At 53.8% G+C, this 20,103-nt stretch carries 11 protein-coding genes and 1 pseudogene; 11 read left to right on the forward strand and 1 reads right to left on the reverse strand.

All coding sequences use genetic code 11. The features are described from left to right. The first annotated feature begins 153 nt into the window (after positions 1–153). The 10 genes and pseudogenes from E6C55_RS25585 to E6C55_RS25630 all read left to right on the forward strand — a co-directional run bounded on the left by E6C55_RS25585 (position 154) and on the right by E6C55_RS25630 (position 18,905). On the forward strand, positions 154–1,797 hold the full coding sequence (locus E6C55_RS25585) for a response regulator (RefSeq protein WP_136372671.1): 1,644 nt from the start codon (positions 154–156) through the stop codon (positions 1,795–1,797). Beyond that, complete coding sequence (locus E6C55_RS25590) at positions 1,772–3,586, forward strand: cache domain-containing sensor histidine kinase (protein ID WP_136372672.1); 1,815 nt, start codon at positions 1,772–1,774, stop codon at positions 3,584–3,586. Before E6C55_RS25585 ends, E6C55_RS25590 begins: the two co-directional genes overlap by 26 nt. 306 nt (positions 3,587–3,892) lie before the next feature. Beyond that, the gene (locus E6C55_RS25595; protein ID WP_230986860.1) at positions 3,893–4,648 is read left to right on the forward strand and encodes an ABC transporter permease subunit; all 756 of its coding nucleotides are present in this window, start codon (positions 3,893–3,895) and stop codon (positions 4,646–4,648) included. A 25-nt stretch (positions 4,649–4,673) separates the two neighbouring features. Next, positions 4,674–5,564 (forward strand): carbohydrate ABC transporter permease, encoded by an 891-nt coding sequence (locus tag E6C55_RS25600; protein WP_136372674.1) that lies wholly within the window; start codon positions 4,674–4,676, stop codon positions 5,562–5,564. 81 nt (positions 5,565–5,645) lie between these two features. Then, on the forward strand, positions 5,646–7,427 hold the full coding sequence (locus E6C55_RS25605) for a type 2 periplasmic-binding domain-containing protein (RefSeq protein WP_136372675.1): 1,782 nt from the start codon (positions 5,646–5,648) through the stop codon (positions 7,425–7,427). Between the two features lie 183 nt (positions 7,428–7,610). Continuing rightward, positions 7,611–10,100, forward strand: a pseudogene (locus tag E6C55_RS35485) (polysaccharide lyase family 8 super-sandwich domain-containing protein); the annotation flags it as partial. Then, positions 10,083–13,973 (forward strand): hemoblobin-interacting domain-containing protein, encoded by a 3,891-nt coding sequence (locus tag E6C55_RS35490; protein WP_407923767.1) that lies wholly within the window; start codon positions 10,083–10,085, stop codon positions 13,971–13,973. The pseudogene E6C55_RS35485 and the gene E6C55_RS35490, both read left to right, overlap by 18 nt. Before the next feature lie 24 nt (positions 13,974–13,997). Beyond that, positions 13,998–16,223 (forward strand): glycoside hydrolase family 88/105 protein, encoded by a 2,226-nt coding sequence (locus tag E6C55_RS25620; RefSeq protein ID WP_230986863.1) that lies wholly within the window; start codon positions 13,998–14,000, stop codon positions 16,221–16,223. 91 nt (positions 16,224–16,314) lie between these two features. After that, the gene (locus E6C55_RS25625; protein WP_230986864.1) at positions 16,315–17,823 is read left to right on the forward strand and encodes an ADP-ribosylglycohydrolase family protein; all 1,509 of its coding nucleotides are present in this window, start codon (positions 16,315–16,317) and stop codon (positions 17,821–17,823) included. Next, complete coding sequence (locus E6C55_RS25630; RefSeq protein WP_136372680.1) at positions 17,820–18,905, forward strand: Gfo/Idh/MocA family protein; 1,086 nt, start codon at positions 17,820–17,822, stop codon at positions 18,903–18,905. The genes E6C55_RS25625 and E6C55_RS25630 overlap by 4 nt, the downstream gene beginning before the upstream one ends. A 55-nt stretch (positions 18,906–18,960) precedes the next feature. On the opposite strand, the gene E6C55_RS25635 is transcribed toward E6C55_RS25630, so the two are convergent. Beyond that, positions 18,961–19,233, reverse strand: coding sequence for a hypothetical protein (locus E6C55_RS25635; RefSeq protein ID WP_136372681.1), 273 nt, complete (start codon positions 19,231–19,233; stop codon positions 18,961–18,963). Between the two features lie 506 nt (positions 19,234–19,739). On the opposite strand from E6C55_RS25635, the gene E6C55_RS25640 reads away from it, so the two are divergent. After that, positions 19,740–20,000 carry a hypothetical protein gene (locus E6C55_RS25640; RefSeq protein ID WP_136372682.1) on the forward strand — a complete coding sequence of 87 codons (261 nt, stop codon included), beginning with the start codon at positions 19,740–19,742 and terminating at the stop codon, positions 19,998–20,000. Positions 20,001–20,103 lie beyond the last annotated feature (103 nt).

Below are 20,103 nucleotides of genomic sequence, written 5' to 3' on the forward strand. Positions count from 1 at the left end.
GGCACTGAACCATGCGGTGAGCCGTCCCAATTGTCCTGCAGAGGATCTCTGCGGGGCTTTTTTTCCATGCGTAATATAGTTGCTATGTTCCGGAGACAGTATTCTCTGCTATTCTTTTAATGAATTCAAGGCGAGAGAAGGTGGCATAAAGACATGCTGAAGGTGTTAATTGCCGAAGATGAGATGCTGGTGCGCATTGGCCTGAAGAACTCGATCCCCTGGGACACGCTTGATATGGAAGTAATCGCGGACGTCGCCAATGGCCAGTCGGCTTGGGAAGTTTATGAACGAGAACGGCCGGATATCGTGTTGACCGATATCAAGATGCCGGACATGGACGGCCTGCAATTGATCTCCCGGATCAGGGAACAGGATGCAGACACTAAGATCATTATCCTCACGGTCTACGAAGAATTCGATCTCTTGCATCGCGCGCTTAAATTAAACGTCGCCGATTACATTCTCAAGTTAAAGATGTCGATCGAGGATATGGTCAAGGTGCTGGGCAAAATTCGCGAGGAATGCATGCAGGAACGAAGCCGTCCAATACACGACATGCAGGATACAGTCAAGCTTGACATGGAGCAGCTAAAGGAGCATGTCGTGAAGGATTATTTGTTCTACGGACGATACACGGAACGGGAGTTTGCCGCGCGGCTGGAGCAGCTCCGTGTCCGGCTTCAGTCGGAACGACTTGTCGTATGCGTGATGGCGATCGAGCAGTTCGAACTCGTGGAGGCGCGGTTCGGCGATTGGCACGGCAAGCTTATACGGTTCAGCATCGTGAACATGATAAGCGAGATATTGGCGGGCAACGAGAGAGGCGAGGTCATTCATGATAAAGAAGAACGGTACATGCTGCTGTTCAGTTTCTCCGACGTTTCCAGCGAACACAGGACACATATGTTGCTGCAGGAGATATTGGAGCACATCCAGGGTGTTCTCAAGTCGTATTTGAATGCTGCTGTTACGTTCGGGGTGAGCACACAGAATAGCGGTTACGGTTCACTTAAAAAAATGTATGGCGAGTGTATCCGAGCGCTGGACAAGCGTTATCTGATCGGGAACGAGCGTTTTATTCGCTGGGACGACCAACTGGAGGAACGATTGCTTGCGTCCGCACAAGCAAGCTTGACCCCGCTAATCGAACTGGCAGGCGAACTGGATGAGCGGTTCCAGCGGGAGGTCGAAGCGGGAATCAGGATGTGTCTCGGCGCGGATACCCTCATGCGGATGGATATTGAGCTGATGTTTATGCGCTGGATTCATTGGCCAACGGTCAATCGCAACGACTACCAGGAGGATTTGTCGGGCATCGCGCTGCAGGCTGTGGACCAGATTCGCCGGTGCGCCACGCTTGCGGACACGATTGCTGTTTTCCGCCGCTATCTGTCGGAGATCAAAGAACGCAAGGAACGACAGAGCTACTTGAGCATGGAGGTCGCGGCGGCGGTAAAATTCATCGAGGCGAACTACAGTAAAGACATCTCGTTGCAGCAAGTGGCGGAGCATGTACAGCTAAGCTCGAGTTATCTCAGCAGCCTGTTCCGCAAGGAATTGCAGCGCAGCTTTATCGATTACCTGAATCGATATCGTGTAGACCGGGCCAAGGAACTGCTCGTCAACACCTATCTGAAGTCATACGAAATTGCCGAGCGGGTCGGCTACCAGGACGACAGTTACTTCAGCCGTATCTTTAAGCGGGAGACCGGGCTGCGGCCGAACGAATTCAGGAAGCAATGGCACATTGTCGGCAAGGAGGAGAGCGGGGATGAATCGGGCAGCCAAATGGTTTAACCGCACGTTCCGGACGACGTTGTCCGGCCAGTTGGTGGCATCGTTTCTCGGGATGTTTCTGCTTATTTTCGCTGTCAGCTCCGGCGCCGCTTATGTCGTGATCCTGAATATGCTCAAGACCAATGCGATCGAGAACAACGAGCGGCAATTCTCCCAGTTGGCCTACAATCTGGACGACTTCGCCGAAGAAGTGGACCAAATATCCAGACAGCTCGTCCTTGGCACGGATCTGCAGAAGCTGATTGAATACGGTTCGGTGCCGGATGTCGATCGAATGACGGAAGTTGTTGCGGCGTTCCGCAATTTCTCGCAGGTGCTCATCAACTATCCGTATGTCCGTGCCATTAGCTTTTACGGGGCGGATGGCTATATTATGCACTCTAACAAGAGCACGAATGGGACTCAGTTTGATGCAGACAGCCAGACTTACTTGTTTTATCGCACGGAGATATACGAGAAGGTACGGTCCAAGAAGCAAGCGCTGGTATGGTTCGGCGGGATGCAGGAGACACAATTCGATATCGCACCCGAAGACTCCCCTCGAAGCCCGAAGCTTGAGGACTACTATATGACTGCGGCCCGCAGCGTCACAGCGAATGGCAAGACAGGCACGCTCATGATTCACGTGGACATGCGGCAGTTTACGGATATATACAACCACGGCCTCCGAACGAGCAGCAACGAGCTGTACATGATGGATACCGATGATGCGATCGTTTCGCATCGCGACCCCGAGCGTATCGGTCAGCATGTCGATGGCTTGAAGATGCCGACAGACGGACAATTTGCCAGCCAGGAACTGGGCGGCGTCCAGTTCACGACCTATATGATCGATTCGCTGGGGTTTGTGCTGGTCAACGAAATCCCTGTCAGCGCGTTTATCAAGGATATTTTGACGCTGCGGCAAGTTATGCTGACGACATTCGCCTTCAGCCTGCTGTCGGCCTTCTTTCTGTCCCGATTCTGGATTCGCCGCCTGACCCGGCCGATGAGCCGCCTGACGACCGCGATGAAGAAGCTGGAGCAAGGCAAGCTGGGCGTCACGTTTGATTTGGAGCTGCACAATGAGTTGGGCATTATGATCAGGCAGTTCAACATGATGTCCCGCAGCATCGCCGAACTGGTGGAGCAGAAGGAGAGCATTCAAGAGGAGAAGCGCAAGCTGGAGCTGGGAGCGCTGCAAGCCCAGATCAACCCGCACTTCTTTTACAACACACTGAACACGATCAAGTGGATGGCGCTTGTGATCAAGGCCGACAATATAGCGGAGAGTGTCACGACGCTGAGCAATCTCTTGCATCCCACGTTCCGAAGCACAGACATTCTGTGTACGCTGCAGGAGGAAGTCGATTACATCGACAACTATATCCATATTATGAACTACCGCTTTGCCGGCGGCGTCAAACTGAAGAAGCGAATACCCGAATCGCTAAAAAATTGTCAGGTGTTGCGTTTTCTGCTGCAGCCGCTTGTCGAAAATGCGATTCTCCATGGACTGGACGGGCGCAGCGGCGGAGAGATCACGATTCTCGCGGATGATCATCCGGTCGGTATCGTCATTGAAGTGAAGGACAACGGGAACGGGATGTCCGAAGAGCGGCTGCAGGAGGTGCAGGCCTCTATTGCCAAGGGCGGCGAGACAGGTTCCCGAGAGACCGGAATCGGACTGCGCAATGTACACCGTCGAATCCAACTGCATTTTGGCGATACGTATCAACTTCAGATCGACTGCCAGCCGATGGAGGGAATGAACGTTCGACTGCTTCTGCCGAAAGTCCAAAAATCTTAAAATCGTACAGTTTTTTTTGCAATCGTTTCCAGATGGCAAATGGGCCGAATACGATCGTTGCAGATTTCGCTGAATCCTTCATTTTTTCGAACGCCGGTTCCGTATAAGCTAGAGCTACGAACAATGAGCTCAAGCTTGATGGAGGGGACAATGATTACTGACCAAAAAAGGATAAGCAGGCAACGGTACAAATACTTTTTGATTTCGCTTCCGTTTGTAGTCTTCGTATTGGCATTCAGTTATATTCCACTATTTGGATGGGTGTACTCTTTTTTTAACTATAGTCCGGCTCTGAGATTATCGCAGATGCAGTTCGTCGGCTGGGATAAATTCGCTCAGATCTACGCCGAGCGGACCGAGGTATACCGGGTGCTCAAAAACACATTGGCGATGAGCTTCCTCACTATTCTAACGGCGCCTTTGCCCATGATCATTGCGATGTTCTTGAACGAGATTCGGCAGAGCCGGTTTCGCAAATGGATTCAAACGACGACAACGTTGCCGCACTTTATTAGCTGGATCGTCGTCTTCTCGCTCGCATTCTCGATCTTTTCCAGCGGCGGGTTGTACAATTCGCTATTACAGTTGTTCCATCTGGATGTGCCGATGATCGGGCTGCTCGGCAACAACGCGGCGACTTGGTTTTTCCAATTGGGCTTGGGCATCTGGAAAAGCCTGGGGTGGGGAATGATCATCTACATTGCAGCCATAGCGGGGATCGACTCCGAGCTGTACGAGGCAGCGAGAATTGACGGAGCAGGCAAATTTGGTCTTATGCGGCATATTACGTTGCCAGGTTTGGCGCCGACGTTTTTTGTCCTGCTGCTGCTGTCGGTCAGCAATCTGCTGAACAATGGCTTTGACCAGTACTTTGTATTCTACAACTCGATGGTCGCCGACAAAATTGAGGTGCTGGATTTCTACGTATACAAGATGGCATGGCTTGTAAACGACTATTCCTACGCTACCTTGCTTGGAATGCTGAAGTCCGTGCTCAGCTTGATTCTGTTGTTCTCCGTTAACTATTTATCGAAAAAAACCAGAGGCGAAAGTTTGATCTAGCGCTTGCGGGAAGGGGAGGCGTCGTATGAACCTGCAGCAAAAAAGCTCCATCCCGGAGCGTCTGTTTGACGGATTCAACTACTTCTTTATGGCTTTGCTCTCGCTCGTTTGTCTTTATCCTTTTTATTACGTACTGATCTATTCGATCAGCGATCCGCGGTTGGCCGCCAAGGGAATATATTTATGGCCAGAACACTTTACGCTCTCCAGCTACACTCAAATTCTCAAGCTCGGAACCGTACCTCATGCGTTTCTGGTTTCGACGGAAAAAACAGTAATCTTCACTGCGTTATGCGTATACTTCTCGACGATGTTCGCCTACTTGTTGACGAAGCGAGAGATGCTGTATCGCAAACTGATTTATCGGTTTATCGTTGCTTCCATGTACTTGAACGCAGGACTGATCCCTTGGTATATCACGATGCGGACATACGGTCTGAAGGACAACTTCCTGCTGTACATCATTCCGGGCGTCATCAACGCGTTCTATATCATTCTGATAAAAACCTATATCGAGCAAATCCCTTCTTCGTTGGAGGAGTCCGCTCAGATGGATGGCGCCGGGTTCCTGACGATTTACAACCGGATCATCCTGCCGCTGTCCAAGCCGATTGTGGCGACGATTGCGGTCTACGCAGCCGTAGGGTGCTGGAATAACTGGATGGACAATTATTTTCTCGTCAACGATCCGAAGCTGCAAACCATTCAATTGATTCTCTACAATTATTTGAACCAAGCGACATCGCTTGCCCAAAGCGCCGCGCAGGAAGCGGGGTCGACGATGCGGGTCCGGGTTTCTCCGGAGACGATCAAGATGACGATTACGGTCATTTCGGTTCTGCCGATCGTACTCGTATATCCCTTCCTTCAACGAAACTTTATTAAGGGAATCATGTTGGGTGCGGTGAAGGGCTGACCGATCCTGCCGGATAAACTGGTTTTTCTAGAGAACCATTTATCAATAGCGTGACACATACTGAATGGGGAGGATACTTCATTGAAAAGCTTGGTGAGATCGAAGGGGCTGATTGCATCATCTCTGGTTATGATGCTTCTGCTGGCAGCTTGCACGAATTCCGGCGGCAATACTAAAGATAGCTCTGCGTCGCCGTCAACGTCACCCTCGGCGTCAGCGCCGAACGCAGCCTCATCGCAAGAAACGCCGCTGTCGAACGAGCCGATTACGCTTACTGTGTTTCTGGGCAACGAGGCGGACGGGTTTGTCAATGGCATCATGGACAACGAGCTGGCGGATGCGATCAAGGAGAAATTCAACATCACGCTCGACATCATTCACGGTGACGAGGTCAAGCAGAAAACGATGATAGCAGGCGGCGATCTGCCCGACATTATGGAGTTTGAAGGAAACGCTTACACGTTGGCCGATTCGCTGATTAAGAGCGGACAGATCATCCCGCTGGACGATCTGATCGATAAATATGGCCCGAATATTAAAAAGTACAGCCAGTTGTCGCTTGATGTGTTCAAAAAGTCGTACAGCAACGGCACGGGCAACATTTATTTTCTGTCGACGGCACAGCAGAAAGCGTATGACGGACTGATCAGTCTGAACGGCTACGTCAACTTCTATACGCGCTGGGATCTGTACAAAGACATCGGCGCGCCGGAGATGACAAACGAAGACGACTTCTTGAATGTAATGAAGCAAATTCAAGACAAAAATCCGAAGACATCGGATGGCAAAAAGGTGTATTCGTTCTCCGCTTGGACGGACTGGGGCACATGGCCTTACTTGATCACGTATCCGTTCGTGCATGGTTACACGAACACGGCCTACAACCGGCTGCTGAACCTGGAGACAGGCGAAGTGGAGGATATGTATACCGATGAAGACGGGATCTTCTGGCAGGGGATCAAGTTCTTTAACAAAGCGTATCGAATGGGGCTGTTCGACCCGGAGGGATTCACTCAGAAGCTCTCCCAATATCTCGATAAAATCAGCCGCGGCGAACTTCTGAATTCCGGATTAAACGTGTTCAACGGCGGACCCGATCTGGTGAAGAACACCGGCAACGAGCTTGCCGAACTGATCGCGATCCCAGGTCCGTTCCCGACGATCAGCGGTGTCTATACATCGGATAAACCGCTGGGCTGGGGCATCGGAACGGCCAAGATGATTACGTCCAGCAACAAGTATCCCGAACGGACGATGCAACTGCTTGACTATCTGAACTCCCCGGATGGCGCACGGTTGATCTTCAACGGCATCCAAGGCGTCGATTGGGATATCGTGGACGGCAAGGAAACGCTGATCGGCGAGATGGCCAAGCAAGATAACCAGGATTATTTGAACAAGACAGGCTTTAATCACCAGTTAAAGGAGCTCGGGGCATTCGACGAATCGTATCCGAACGAGAACGGCGTTCCTGTCGATCTGAAGAAATTGGTGAATGAAGCAACAGTGACCGCCGCTGAGAAAGATTTCGCCAAGCACTACGGCGCGCCGCTGTATCCGGGACAAGTGTATGACCAATGGGTGAAGGATGGCAAGGTCAATTCGCCTACGAAGTTCTGGGCTGCGCCTTCGATGGTGAGTGCTCCTTCGGATACGACCACCCAGGCATTGGCCAAAGCGGATCAATACTTTATGGCCAATGTGACGAAGTTCATTATGGCCAAGGATGATGCGGCGTTCGAGACGGCCAAGCAGAAAGCGATCGACGACTTCATCGGCATGGGGCTTGACAAAGCCTATGACGAAGTCCGTCAACTGCAGGAGAAAGCCAAGATCACCGCCAGCGAGCTGGGAGTAGAGTAATCGTCCAAATCTTATCATGGGTCCAAGTTGCAGGGGTGTCGCTGTTTGAGGACAGCCCTGTTTCACAATCTTGCCAAATCGAGCAGGTTCGAAAGGATGATGGATTTGATGAAGAAGATTCGCAAGCTGGCCATGCGTCGCGTGTTGCTTGTGTTGCTCACTGCCGTGTTGACGCTGCCTTTGATGGACGGAGCTTTGCTGTCGAGGACGGCATATGCGGATGAGGAAGATGCGTTCGATGCGTTGCGCGCGAAGTGGGCGCTTACGCTGACAGGCGGGGATTCCTATTCCTTGTCCGACCCCGATATTGCCGAACGGGTAACCCGAATATCGATGTTAGCCAAGACCTATTGGGAACGGATGGACAAATCTCCTGCCCGAACCTACCTATGGAGCGATCTGACCGGCTCCGGCGGGTCCGGTCAGATTACGGCGTTATACGGCCGCATTTTCCAACTGGCTCAGGGCTACGCTACCTACGGATCTATCTATTATCAGGACGAAGATTTGGCTGCCGATATCGCAGGCGCGCTTGACTGGATGAACGATCACTTGTACAGTGCCGCATCCGCGATGAATGGCAACTGGTACGATTATAAAATCGGTGCTCCGCTCGCGCTGAACAATACGGTCACTTTGCTATACGACGAACTGAGTCCGCTGCAGATTGAGAATTATATGGCAGCCGTTGACCACTTTACTCCGACGACCTTCTACGATAGCGAGACGGTAGCGCGGACGGATCAGTATGAATATGAAGCCGCGAATATGGCCTGGAAAAGCATGGTTATTGGCGTGCGTGCGATCCTTGTCAAGAGCGAGGACAAGCTGTTGCAGGCGCGCAGCGCACTAAGCGTCCTGTACGACTATGTGACAGAGCGCGACGGTTTCTATGCGGACGGCTCCTATGTCGGGCATACCGCTAACGCTTACACGGGAAGCTACGGCGTTAACGACTTGTCGTATACGGCCAGTCTTACGAATCTGTTGCAAGGATCGCCATGGGAGGTTGACGATCCGGACCGCAGCAACATTTATAAGTAGATTTACGAGGCTTTCGAGCCGGTCATGTACAAGGGAACCATTATGGACATGACACAAGGCAGAGCGGTCTCCCGTGTCGGGGAGAGCGAGGGGGCGGGAATCACTCTGTTGCGCACGCTGGTCGATATTAGCCAATTCGCTCCGCCTGCCGATGCCTTGCGAATCAAACGAATCATCAAATATCAAATTCAGCAGAGCGGCACCCAAATCCCCTATGCAGGCGCTCCGATGAGCACGCTGCTGCAGCTTAAAACGATTCTGAACGACCCGTCCATCCTTCCGGCAGATGGGAGAAACGAGTTCCAGCTTATGAGTGCCATGGACAGGGCGGTGCTGTGGCGTCCAAGCTTTACGTTGGGACTAAGCATGTTCTCCGACCGGACTTACGACTATGAGATGGGCGTCGGGGAGAATCTTAAAGGCTGGTATACCAATTACGGCATGACTTATCTGTACAATGGAGATCCCGACCAATATACCGGGAATTATTGGGCAACTGTCAATAAATATCGCCTTCCCGGCACGACAATCGACACACGAACGCGCACATCGGACGGGACGGCAACGGCCAATACGAGAGGACGGGGCAATTGGACCGGGGGCACGGAGATGCTCGGTCAATACGGCGCCGTCGGCATGGAACTGGATGATTTGGAAACGACATTGCAGGCCCGCAAGTCGTGGTTCATGTTCGATGACGAGGTGGTTGCGCTCGGCGCCGGCATCAACAGTACGGACGGTCGGACGATCGAGACCACTGTGGACAATCGCAAGCTGACCGGGTACACGAAGCTTAACGATGTTCCTGCCGGAGCGGCAGCGGATGCGGACCCTTCCGTGCCGTATGCTTGGAGAGTCGCCGAGGTGAAGGATCAATTGTACACAGTCGGTCGTTACGATCTCCTGGATAATCGAGCGGATACCCTATGGTCTTCTGTCGGCGACGGCTCTTGGATTTTGTTCGATCTGGGCGTTGCGCGTCCCGTCTCCTACATCGGAGCTGCTCTCTACAAGAGCAGTACAAGAATTTACACCTTCGATGTGCAAGTCTCGTCGGACGGAACGAACTGGACGACGGCGCTCAGCGGCGCACAGAGCGCATTGACCGTCGGCGATGCGGATCTGCAAGCCATCGATATCCCGGATCAAACGACGAGGTTTGTTCGGATCATAGGTCAGGGAAATTCGGAGAACGGCAACAACACCTACGCCGAAGTGCAGATCTATGCGCCCTGCAGCAGCGGCAATCTGCTGATTCCGATCGGGTTCGCACCGCAGTCGGCAGCGTCGGTTACGGACAGCGGTTCGGTTGGCGACGCTCCCCGCTTGGCTATGGATGGGGATCTGGGCACTGTCTGGCAGCAGGAGGGAGACGGCAAGTGGCTGACTGCGGATCTCGGCGAGGCGCGCCAGGTCGGTTATGTCGCACTGGCGTTCGGAGCCGGCGACGCTGCCGCATATCCGTTCGATCTTGAGGCATCCATGGACGGTGCTTCCTGGACATCGCTGCTGACAAGCGCGCAGAGCAGCGGAGTCTCGGCAGAGCTGGAGGTATTCGATGTGGTCGATACGACGGCCAGATACTTGCGGGTTGTCGGACACGGCAACGATATGGACGACTATATCCGCATCGCCGAGTTCCAGACCTATGCTCCCGGCGCGATCGGCAACGCCATTCAGCCGCTGCACACTCGCCAGGTTGTGATTCCCGACCACGATCTGATCGTCAATGGCCAGCTTCAACCCTCCGCCATCGGATGGAACGATACCCTTGCCAATGTAAGCTGGGCTTATCTTGAAGGGACGGGCGGCTACTACTTCCCGGATGGAGGCGCTACGCTGCACGCCTTGCGGGAGACTCGCACCGATAATTGGAAGTCTGTCAATAACGGCCAAAGCGATACGAACTATAGCGACAGCTATGTAACCATGTGGTACGACCATGGTGCGAATCCTGCGGATGCCGCGTACGAGTACGTGCTGTTGCCGAATAAGAGCAGTGCGGAGACGGCGGCCTATGCCGACAATGCGGATATAACCGTTCTTGCAAACAGCGCTCAGGTGCAAGCCGTGAAGGAACGGAAACTGGGCATTGTAGCGGCGAACTTCTGGGAGGACGAGACTCGTACGGTCGACATCATTACCAGCAATAAAAAGTCGTCGGTGATGGTTAAACGGACAGGCAGCGACATCGACGTATCCGTCTCGGACCCAACCCAATCGAATGAGGGGACGGTCGAGATCGAGCTGAATGTTGGCGCGGATGAAGTTCTCTCCAGCGACCCTGGGGTAACCGTAACGCAACTGGTGCCGTCAATCAAGCTCTCCGTGAATGTTGACAAGGCAGCGGGAAAATCCTTCCATGTCAAGCTGCGCAGCCACGAAACGGCGCTGGGATCGTCGGGCCAAGTCGTCATTGAAGCGGAGCGGTACCAGAGTCAAACGGCGCTGGGGGATTATCAGTGGTCGGAGACCTACGATGAGAGCGCTTCGGGCAACGTTGCCATGCTATCCGGCCCCGTTGAAGGGACGGCGCAAGTATGGAATACGACATCGCGGCTGAATTACCCGGTTCAATTCGACTCGGCAGGCACTTACTATGTCTGGCTGCGAGGTGCCGGACCAGATCCCGTCAGCGACTCCGTATATATTGGTTTGAACGGGACCGTGACGACCTCGGGCAATTTTGCCATCGTACCTAACGACGGTGTGTACGGCTGGCGTTCGGTCAAGGGAGACTATGCGACCCGGACAACGATCGTCATTCCTTCTGCCGGCTTATACACGGTGAACCTATTCATCCGCGAACCGGGGGCGGCCATCGACAAGCTTCTATTGACCAAGGATGCCGGTTATACGCCGACAGGCGTCGGTCCGGCGACCAGCCCTATATTGCCCGAAGCAATAGCGGATACGTCAGCCAATAGGATCGGACAACCGATCGATATTGCGTTTGTGGATCGCGAGCCTTGGCGTGACGCGCTGAACGAGGTGTCGGTGGACGGAACGCCCTTAAGCGGATCGCAATATACCGTATCGGCCGGCAGGGTGCGAATTGCATCTGCTGCGTTCCCATCGGCCAAGACGTATGCGATCGTGCTCCGAGCGACCGGTTATCCCGATGTGACGGTGAGTCAGCCGGTAACGGCGGCAAGTCCGATCGCCCCGCCTGCGCTTCAAGCGCAGACGACGGACAACTTGTCTGGCGGCAGCATAGCGATTAAGTTCATCGATCAGCCGGATTGGCGGCAGGCGATAACGAATATCTCGCTGGACGGCCGGCGTCTGCTGAACTCGGAGTATGCGATGACTCCCGGCAAGCTCACCATTGCGGCAGGGGTTCTGACCGGGGAAGCCCCATACGAAATTCGGATAAAAGCGACGGGGTACGACGATGCGACGATTAGCCAATCGATGCGCTATCCGTTTGTCGAGAAGTCCGGCCGAATCGTGCTGGAAGCCGAGCGGTATCACAGCAAACAAGCGCGGTTGGGGCAAGATTGGGTGCTCGACACGGATTTCGCAGGCTATACCGGCACAGGGACGATGCTGGCCGCCCCGGATATCGGGAATTTCTACGATGCCCAATACTCGACGTTCAGTCCACAGTTAAATTACGCGGTAGATTTCCCGCAAGCCGGAACCTACTACATCTGGTCGAGAAGCTATAATGTGGACTCGAATGCGGACTCCATTCATATCGGTCTCAACGGCAGACAGCAGACAAGCGGGCAATATCTGTTTACCGGCGGTACCGGTGCATATACTTGGCGCAGCGGCAATGCAACCAATGTGCGCAGGACGCTGGAGGTTCCAGCGGCCGGGATCAACACCGTCAATGTCTGGTTCCGCGAGGACGGCGTGCGTCTGGATAAGTTCATACTGACTCGAGACGCGAGCTACACGCCAAGCGGCGAGGGACCAAGCGAGATGGAATTTGCACCGGTGCTGCATGCGGATGCAGCGGATAATCTGGTCGGCGAGCCGGTTGAACTGACGTTCGCGGCGGATGCGAGCTGGCAGGCGGCGATCAGCGGCGTTACCGTGGACGATATTCCTCTATCTTCGGGGCAATACACGGTGACGAACGGCCAATTGGCGATTGCGGCCAATGCATTCGACGGTCCGGGCGCCCGGGTGTATGCCATTGGGGTGCAAGCAGAGGGATACGTGGAAGCGACGGTTGCGCAAACGCTTCGCGAGCCGTACGGAATTCAGGATGGGCTTGTCGTGATCGAAGCCGAGCGCGCTCACAACAATGTCCCGTCAGGCGACTACAAGTGGGAGCAAGACGATTACGGCAGCTACAGCGGAAGCGGAGCGATGCTGGCCAATCCGACAACAGGCGCCGCCCAGGTGTGGAATACGGCGTCGCGCCTGGATTATCAGGTGAACTTCGATGAGACGGGCACTTATTATGTCTGGATCAGGGGAGCCGGTATCAATACAAACAGCGATTCCCTGTATGTGGGACTGGATGGAGCAGTGCCCGCCTCAGGCAACTTCGCGGTCGGTTCCAATAATGGGGCATATGAGTGGTGGAAGCTGAAGGGCGATTATGTCACACGGACCACGCTGACTATCGCGAATACCGGCGTGCATACGATTAACCTGTTTATTCGCGAACCGGGGATGAGGGTGGATAAGCTGATCCTGACCCAGAATGCAAGCTATGCGCCGACGGGAGCAGGGCCTGCGGAGACGGAGCCGGTGCCGATCAAGTATCCGCCGCTGCTTCAATCCGACCGTTCGTACAATGTGATCGGTTATCCGATCGAGATCGGATTTGCGGACCGGGCGGATTGGCGTACGGCCATTACCGAAGTCAAGCTTGACGGAACAACGGTCGATCCAAGCAAGTACGTCATAAGCGGGGAGCGCCTTACCTTGTCGGCATCGGTATTTGAAGCTGGCGGCGCAGGCACGTATACGATTGCGATTATCGCCGATGGGTATCCGGATGCGACCGTCAGCCAGGTGATACGCAATCCGTACACCGTGCAGGACGGCCTTGCCGTCATGGAGGCCGAGCGGTATCACGATCAGGTTGTCAAAGGAACGTACAGTTGGATCGAGGATCAGTCCGGCAGCGGATATTCCGGATCGGGCGTGATGCTTGCCGCTCCGACGACAGGCTCCGCGCAAGTGTGGAATACGACCTCCCATCTGGATTATTTGATCGACTTCGACAGTGCGGGCACGTACTATGTCTGGGTGCGGGGAGCAGGCACGAACGGGAACAGCGATTCCCTCTATGTCGGGCTGGACGGCACAATAGCAAGCTCAGGCAATACCGCGATCATCCCGGACAATGGAACATACAATTGGCGGAATTTGCAGGGCGACTATGTATCGCGCATGACGCTTACGGTCGATTCGGCCGGCTTGCACACGCTGAATTTGTTTATCCGCGAACCGGGGGCGCATATTGACAAAATATTGCTGACCCAAAATGCGAGCTACACCCCGACAGGATTAGGACCGGACGAGACAGAGTCGTGAGAGGAGAACACGGAAGTGAACGAGATGCTGCAAGAAGGCGATTCTTTATATGAAGCTGGGGTAACGCAGCCCTCTGAAGCGTCTCGATTAATCGCTGCACGCATGCTGGCTACGAGACCGAGACAGCCGATCCGATTGCGCCCTTACCAGCCGCAACCGATCCGTCAGCAGACGCCCTTCGGTTCCTACGAAGCCGACTTCGCAGCCGTCTGGCCGGATTGTGCCATTGGAACGGTCGGTTACGCGGCGGCGATATTGCCTGCGGCGCACGAGCAGGATGTCGTCATCACGACAACAGGGACAATCAAGCTATGGCTGAACGGCCAAGCGGTGCGAACGCACCTTGAGCCGGGGCCGTCCGACGAGCCTGTGCATACCAACTGCCGCATGCGTGAAGGCGACAACGAAATGATCATTAAATGTGTGCATAACGGGAGTCGGTTTGGCTTCTCGGTTAATGTGGCTTTTCCTCGCTACCCGATGATGTGGGCCAAGGATTATTTGTTCTCGACGCGTCCAACGTTCCCGCAGAATCGATTGCGCGGCGAGGAAGGCTTCGCTTATCTCGGACCGTTCGAGCCCCCGGCGGGAACGACAACAGGCGATATCGACAGTCTGGCCAATCGGCTGGACACGCCTCTGCCGCCGGAGCAGAGAGGCTGGAACTTCGACTTGACGATAGCGTATCGCGATCGCCTTCTGAGCTGGAGTCCGGGGAAGCCGGCCATCGAAGCCGATCGTCCCCGGGCCGATCTTGCCGCGTTGTACAAGGACGCCAAGCCCAACGACTGCGCTTACGGCGTGACGTATATTGAGCCGACTGGAGATAACAAGCTTCATTTGAGCATCGCGCATCGCGGAGCGTTGAACATCCGGCTCGATGGAGCGGAGATATACCGGTCCGAGCAGTCCGGGCAATATACGCTGCCGATAGGAAGCTCATCGCGAAGACGCGAATTGCTGGTCCAATCGGTGCGCGGCGAATCTCCGGACTGGGAATTTACAGTGGAGGTGCGGGATGAACGGGGCGAGCGGCTCGAGACCATCCCTTGGCTGGAGACGAATCGCGGCGATGCAGCGCGGTGGCTCTATATTGGACCGTTTGCACCTGAAGAAGCAGGTGAGTCTCTTGAGGTTCGTTACGATCGACCGTACTCGATCGGACCGGCCCGCAGCGTATTCTGGAGTCTGGGAGACGGCGAGACATGGGCTCGCCCTTACCGTGACGGGTATTTCTACGGGCAGTGGATGTACGCTATTCAGGTCGGGCTATACGGATTGCTCGAAGCGGCCGAGGCGGCGCGCAACGAGGAGCAGCGCAGTTATGTGTTGGACAGTATGGGGGAGATGGCGAAGTACTATCGTTACGCGCTATGGGATCGGGAACAGTACGGCGTATCGAGTCTGATTCCCCGTGCGCTTGAGTTGAACGAATTAGATCCGTGCGGGTTGCCGGGGATGATGTTGATCGAATGCTTTAATCGGACGCAGTTGGCCGAGATTGTGCCCCTCGTGGATGTCATTGCGCAGGCAGTGATGAACGGGATTCCCCGCTTCGCCGACGGAACGTTCCACCGCAAGAGCACGATGTGGGCGGACGATCTGTTTATGAGCACTCCGCTGTTGGTCCGGCTTGGGAGGCTGAAGGGGGATACCCGTTACTTGGATGAAGCTATCCGTCAGGCGGCCGGTTATCGCGAACGGCTGCAGATGCCGAACAAGGGGCTGTTCGCTCACATTTACTTCCCCGATCAGCAGATGCGGAATGATGTTCCGTGGGGACGGGGCAACGGCTGGATTGCATTCGCGCTTACCGAAATACTGCTGCACCTGCCGGAAGCTTACCCTGGAACGGAGATGATACTCGGTTTATTAAACGAGTTGCTAACGGCGGTCGTAAACGTACAGAACGCAACCGGCATGTGGCATCAAGTGCTGGATGAGCCTCAATCGTATGAAGAGACTTCTTGCACGGCGATATTCGTCCTGTCGCTCGCTCGCGGTGTTCGCCATGGCTGGCTTGCTCCGGAATTGGCCGAGCATGCGCGGCGGGGATGGCGAGCGCTGCTGGAGCGGTGCGTCGATCGGGACGGCAACGTGTATGGCGTCTGCCTAGGCTCCGGGTGCTCGATGGACAGAAGGTATTACTTCGACATTCCCACGCACATGAACGACGATCACGGAACGGGAATCGTGCTGCTCGCGGCCGTCGAGCTTGAACGGATGGAGCAGTCGCTTGCGGGCGAGTGAGGATCGGAGATAGCTTCAACATTAATTGGAAGGAATGAAGAGAATGGAGCTTACGCTTGAACAGTATCGCAGCAAGCTTAGAGGATGTTGGATGGGGAAAAACATCGGAGGGACGTTAGGCGCACCATTCGAGGCAAAGAGAGGACTATTGAACGTTCATTTTTACACACAGGAACTGCATGGGGAGCCGTGGCCGAACGATGATCTCGATCTGCAGTTGGTGTGGCTCAATGCGGTGGAGAAGTACGGGCGCGCAGTCGATGCGAATATTCTTGGCGAATACTGGCTGTCCTTCATTACCCCTCACTGGGGAGAGTACGGAGCGGGCAAAAACAATATGCGGCAAGGCATTGTTCCCCCGCTGTCGGGGTATGTCAATAACGCGTTCCGCGACAGCAACGGAGCGTATATCCGTTCGGAGATTTGGGCGTGCTTGGCTCCCGGCCGGCCGGAGATCGCCGTTCAATATGCGTACGAGGACGCCATCGTCGACCATAGCGGCGAAGGGGTGTACGGAGAGATTTTTTTCGCTGCGCTGCAAAGCGCGGCGTTCGCAGAGAGCGACATGGACAAGCTCATTGAGATCGGCTTGTCTTATATTCCCAAGGATTGCGATGTCGCTGGAGCCGTCCATTGTGCATTGAAGGCTTATCGGGAGGGGCTGACCTGGGAAGAGGCCCGTATTCGCTTGATGCACGAATTTCCGAGCAGCTTCGGCATCCTGAGCATGAACAAAGAAGATATTCCGGATAACGTCCCTGTCGGTCCCATGGGTTATGACGCCCCTGCCAACGTCGGGATTACGATCATCGGCTGGGTCTATGGGGAAGGGGATTTTGGCGAGAGCATCTGCATTGCCACCAACTGCGGAGAGGACACCGACTGCACGGCCGCGACAATCGGCTCCATTATGGGAATCATCGGCGGGATCGAATCCATACCGGAGAGATGGTCAGATCCGATTGGGGATGCCATCAAGACGCTTTGCATCAATCTCGGAGATCCGGGCACACGCATTCCTGCAACGGTTACAGAGTTGACCGATCGCATTGTCAAGCTGACGCCATCCTTTCTGGGCTCTTCCATTTGCGATGTTTTCGTAGAAAAGGGTTATTCCATTGCGATGCAAGAAGGGGAGGCGCTGAAGTGCCGTCAGGTTCGTGTCAACGCTTTCCGGGAGACCAGCTTCCTCGAGCGATTGGCGCAAGGTCCATTTGTTGTCCCCTTCGATTTTACTATTTTCCAAGCGGAGATCGATTATGGCAGAGAGCCGTACATTCAAGCGTCGACCCCCTATAAAATACGTTTACGAGTAGAGAATCGGATTTACTTCCAGCAATGGATTCACGTCAATTGGTATGTGCCGCCGGGCTGGAGAGTGGAAGAAGGGAAAAAGACCGCATTCTCGCTGGAGCAGTATCATTGCAATATTGGCAGCAAGGAATTGGAATTTACGATCGTGCCTTCCGAGGAGCTGCTCGATTCCCGATACGATCTGGTGATCGAACTGACCTCGCAAGGAAGACCGACCAAAGGGCTGATTCCGCTGACGCTGATTCATACCCCGTTTCCGGCCCCTAAAGGAGTTATGTCGATATGAGAAAGCTAAGTGCAGGCATCATCGGATTGGGCGAGGTGGCGCAGACCATTCATCTGCCCGTTCTTGAGCTGTATCCGGAACAATTCGGCATCGGGGCGCTATGCGATGCATCCCCTAGCCTGCTTCGCCAATTCGGGGCCCAATACGGCGTGGAGAATCTGTATACGGATGCGTTGGAGCTTGTGAAGCAGCCCGATCTGGACGTCATCCTGATTCTTAACAGTACCGAGTATCACCACGAATGCGCGGTTGCCGCTGCCAACGCAGGCAAGCATGTGTTGGTAGAGAAGCCGATGTGTCTGACCATGTCCGAAGCCGACTCTATTATCGAAGCCAGGGATCGGAACGGTGTCAAGGTGATGGTCGGCTATATGAGACGATATGCCGCCCCGTTCGTGCAAGGATTAAAGGAGATACAGAGTATCGGCAACATCCATTACGCAAGAGTACGCGATATTATAGGTCCCAATCACGCGTTTGTCGCACCGGTTCACCGTGTCCAGCGAGCCGACGATATTCCGCAAGCGCTCATGGCTGACAGGAAGGCGCGCGCCAATAAGGCACTGATGGAGGCGATCGGAGAGGGCGAGGAATCGGAATACGGAGACGTGTATTTTATGCTGTGCGGTCTGTCCAGCCACGACCTGTCCGCTATGCGCGAGGCATTGGGGATGCCTCGCGGCGTTATCGGGGCCAAGCTGTCTCGCAACGGCGCTTTTTTCCTGAATGTCATTTTCGACTATGATGCTTTTACCGTTACATTCGAGACAGGGATAGACGAACAGGGACGATTCGATGCGCATCTGGAGGTGTACGGGGCTCATAAGTCGGTTCGCGTACAATATGACACTCCGTACCATCGCGAAGCTCCCGCAACGCTGCATGTCGTCGCGACCAACGGCGAACATTTTGCCGAGACGACAAGCCGTCCGACCTTTAAGGACCCGTACCGCTTGCAATTGGAGCACTTGTACGACGCGATTGTGAATGACTTCATGCCGAAGACTTCGCCTGAGGATTATAAACAGGATTTGGTCCTCTTCCGAATGATTATCGACGCTCTCAGACGCAGCAATCGCTGATTCTGATTGTTGCCAGGTTTTCCGGTACAAGAGAACCCCCAGTTCGACTGGGGGTTCAGGAAAGCTTATCGTTATGAATGGTCATCGCTCCGAAGCTGAGTGGGGCGGAGTTCTTGATCGGGACTTCAATTTTTTCTTTGCCTGTGTGGTAGACGAGAATATTGTCTGTGGCTCGAACCAACTGTCGGGTAGCTTCAATATTATTGTCAAAAGCTTGAATGACAGCCATATCGTCGACATACCGGACTTGGTTTTCGATACGCCCCTCCAAGATGCGAAGCTTAACAAAACGGTTGGGATACATCCTGCGAACTTCCTCCCATTGCATCGTCTACACCTCCGACTCATTTATTGTGTACTTCCATGATATCACTTCCGTTCGAAACAGGCTACGCAGCGCGAACATCTGAAATGCAATGGGGGCACAAGGCATCTATTACATGGATTGCTAACATTCTATCTTCCGTAGAGGATGTCCCTAAGGATATAAGTGGTAATCCAAGGAAAAGAACGGGCAAGTTAAGTACCTATGTCTAAGCCACCGGGAAGCGGAACTCATTCCGTTAAAGATGGTACGTAACTTTGACCGAATGGATGGGGGAGAACGTGCGAGTCCTGTGGGGGGGCGATGTACCCGGAGCATTATAAAAGCGTCCACGGGTACGAGTACCACATTTCGGATATCCTCCAAACCCAAAAGGACCGTCAGGGAGATCTTCCCTGACGATTTTTCTTATTCGCCATACTTTAACCATGTTCGTAAGTTTAAAAATATGCGAAAGTTTTATTAAATATAAGCTATAGCCAAACAAATTATGAATTGGAGTTGTTGGTATGTACTTAGACTTTAATAAATTCAACTATAGACTAGTTCCGGATAATGAACAGGCAGCCTATATCCAGAGGGATAAACTGGCATATGAGGAAATACTCAAGAAGTGGTTGGATAATAACATTAAGGAAATAGTTGAACGGAAATGGGAAATAGAAGAAATTCTATTTTTTGAGGACAGTAGTGATTTCATTAAGTTATTAAAAGAAGCTGAGGCTCTTTATGAATTTGGTTTCTATCCTAAATCCCCGGCCAAATTATAACGAGGTCGGGGGGGCTATTTCTAGCGCTTCATAGATTTCCAGCTGGCGCTTGGTGATCTCCCCAAATCGCAAGTCGTGGCCTGACCGTTCGTAACATTCGATC

The organism is Cohnella fermenti (genome assembly GCF_004801405.1).
Lineage (GTDB): Bacteria > Bacillota > Bacilli > Paenibacillales > Paenibacillaceae > Cohnella > Cohnella fermenti.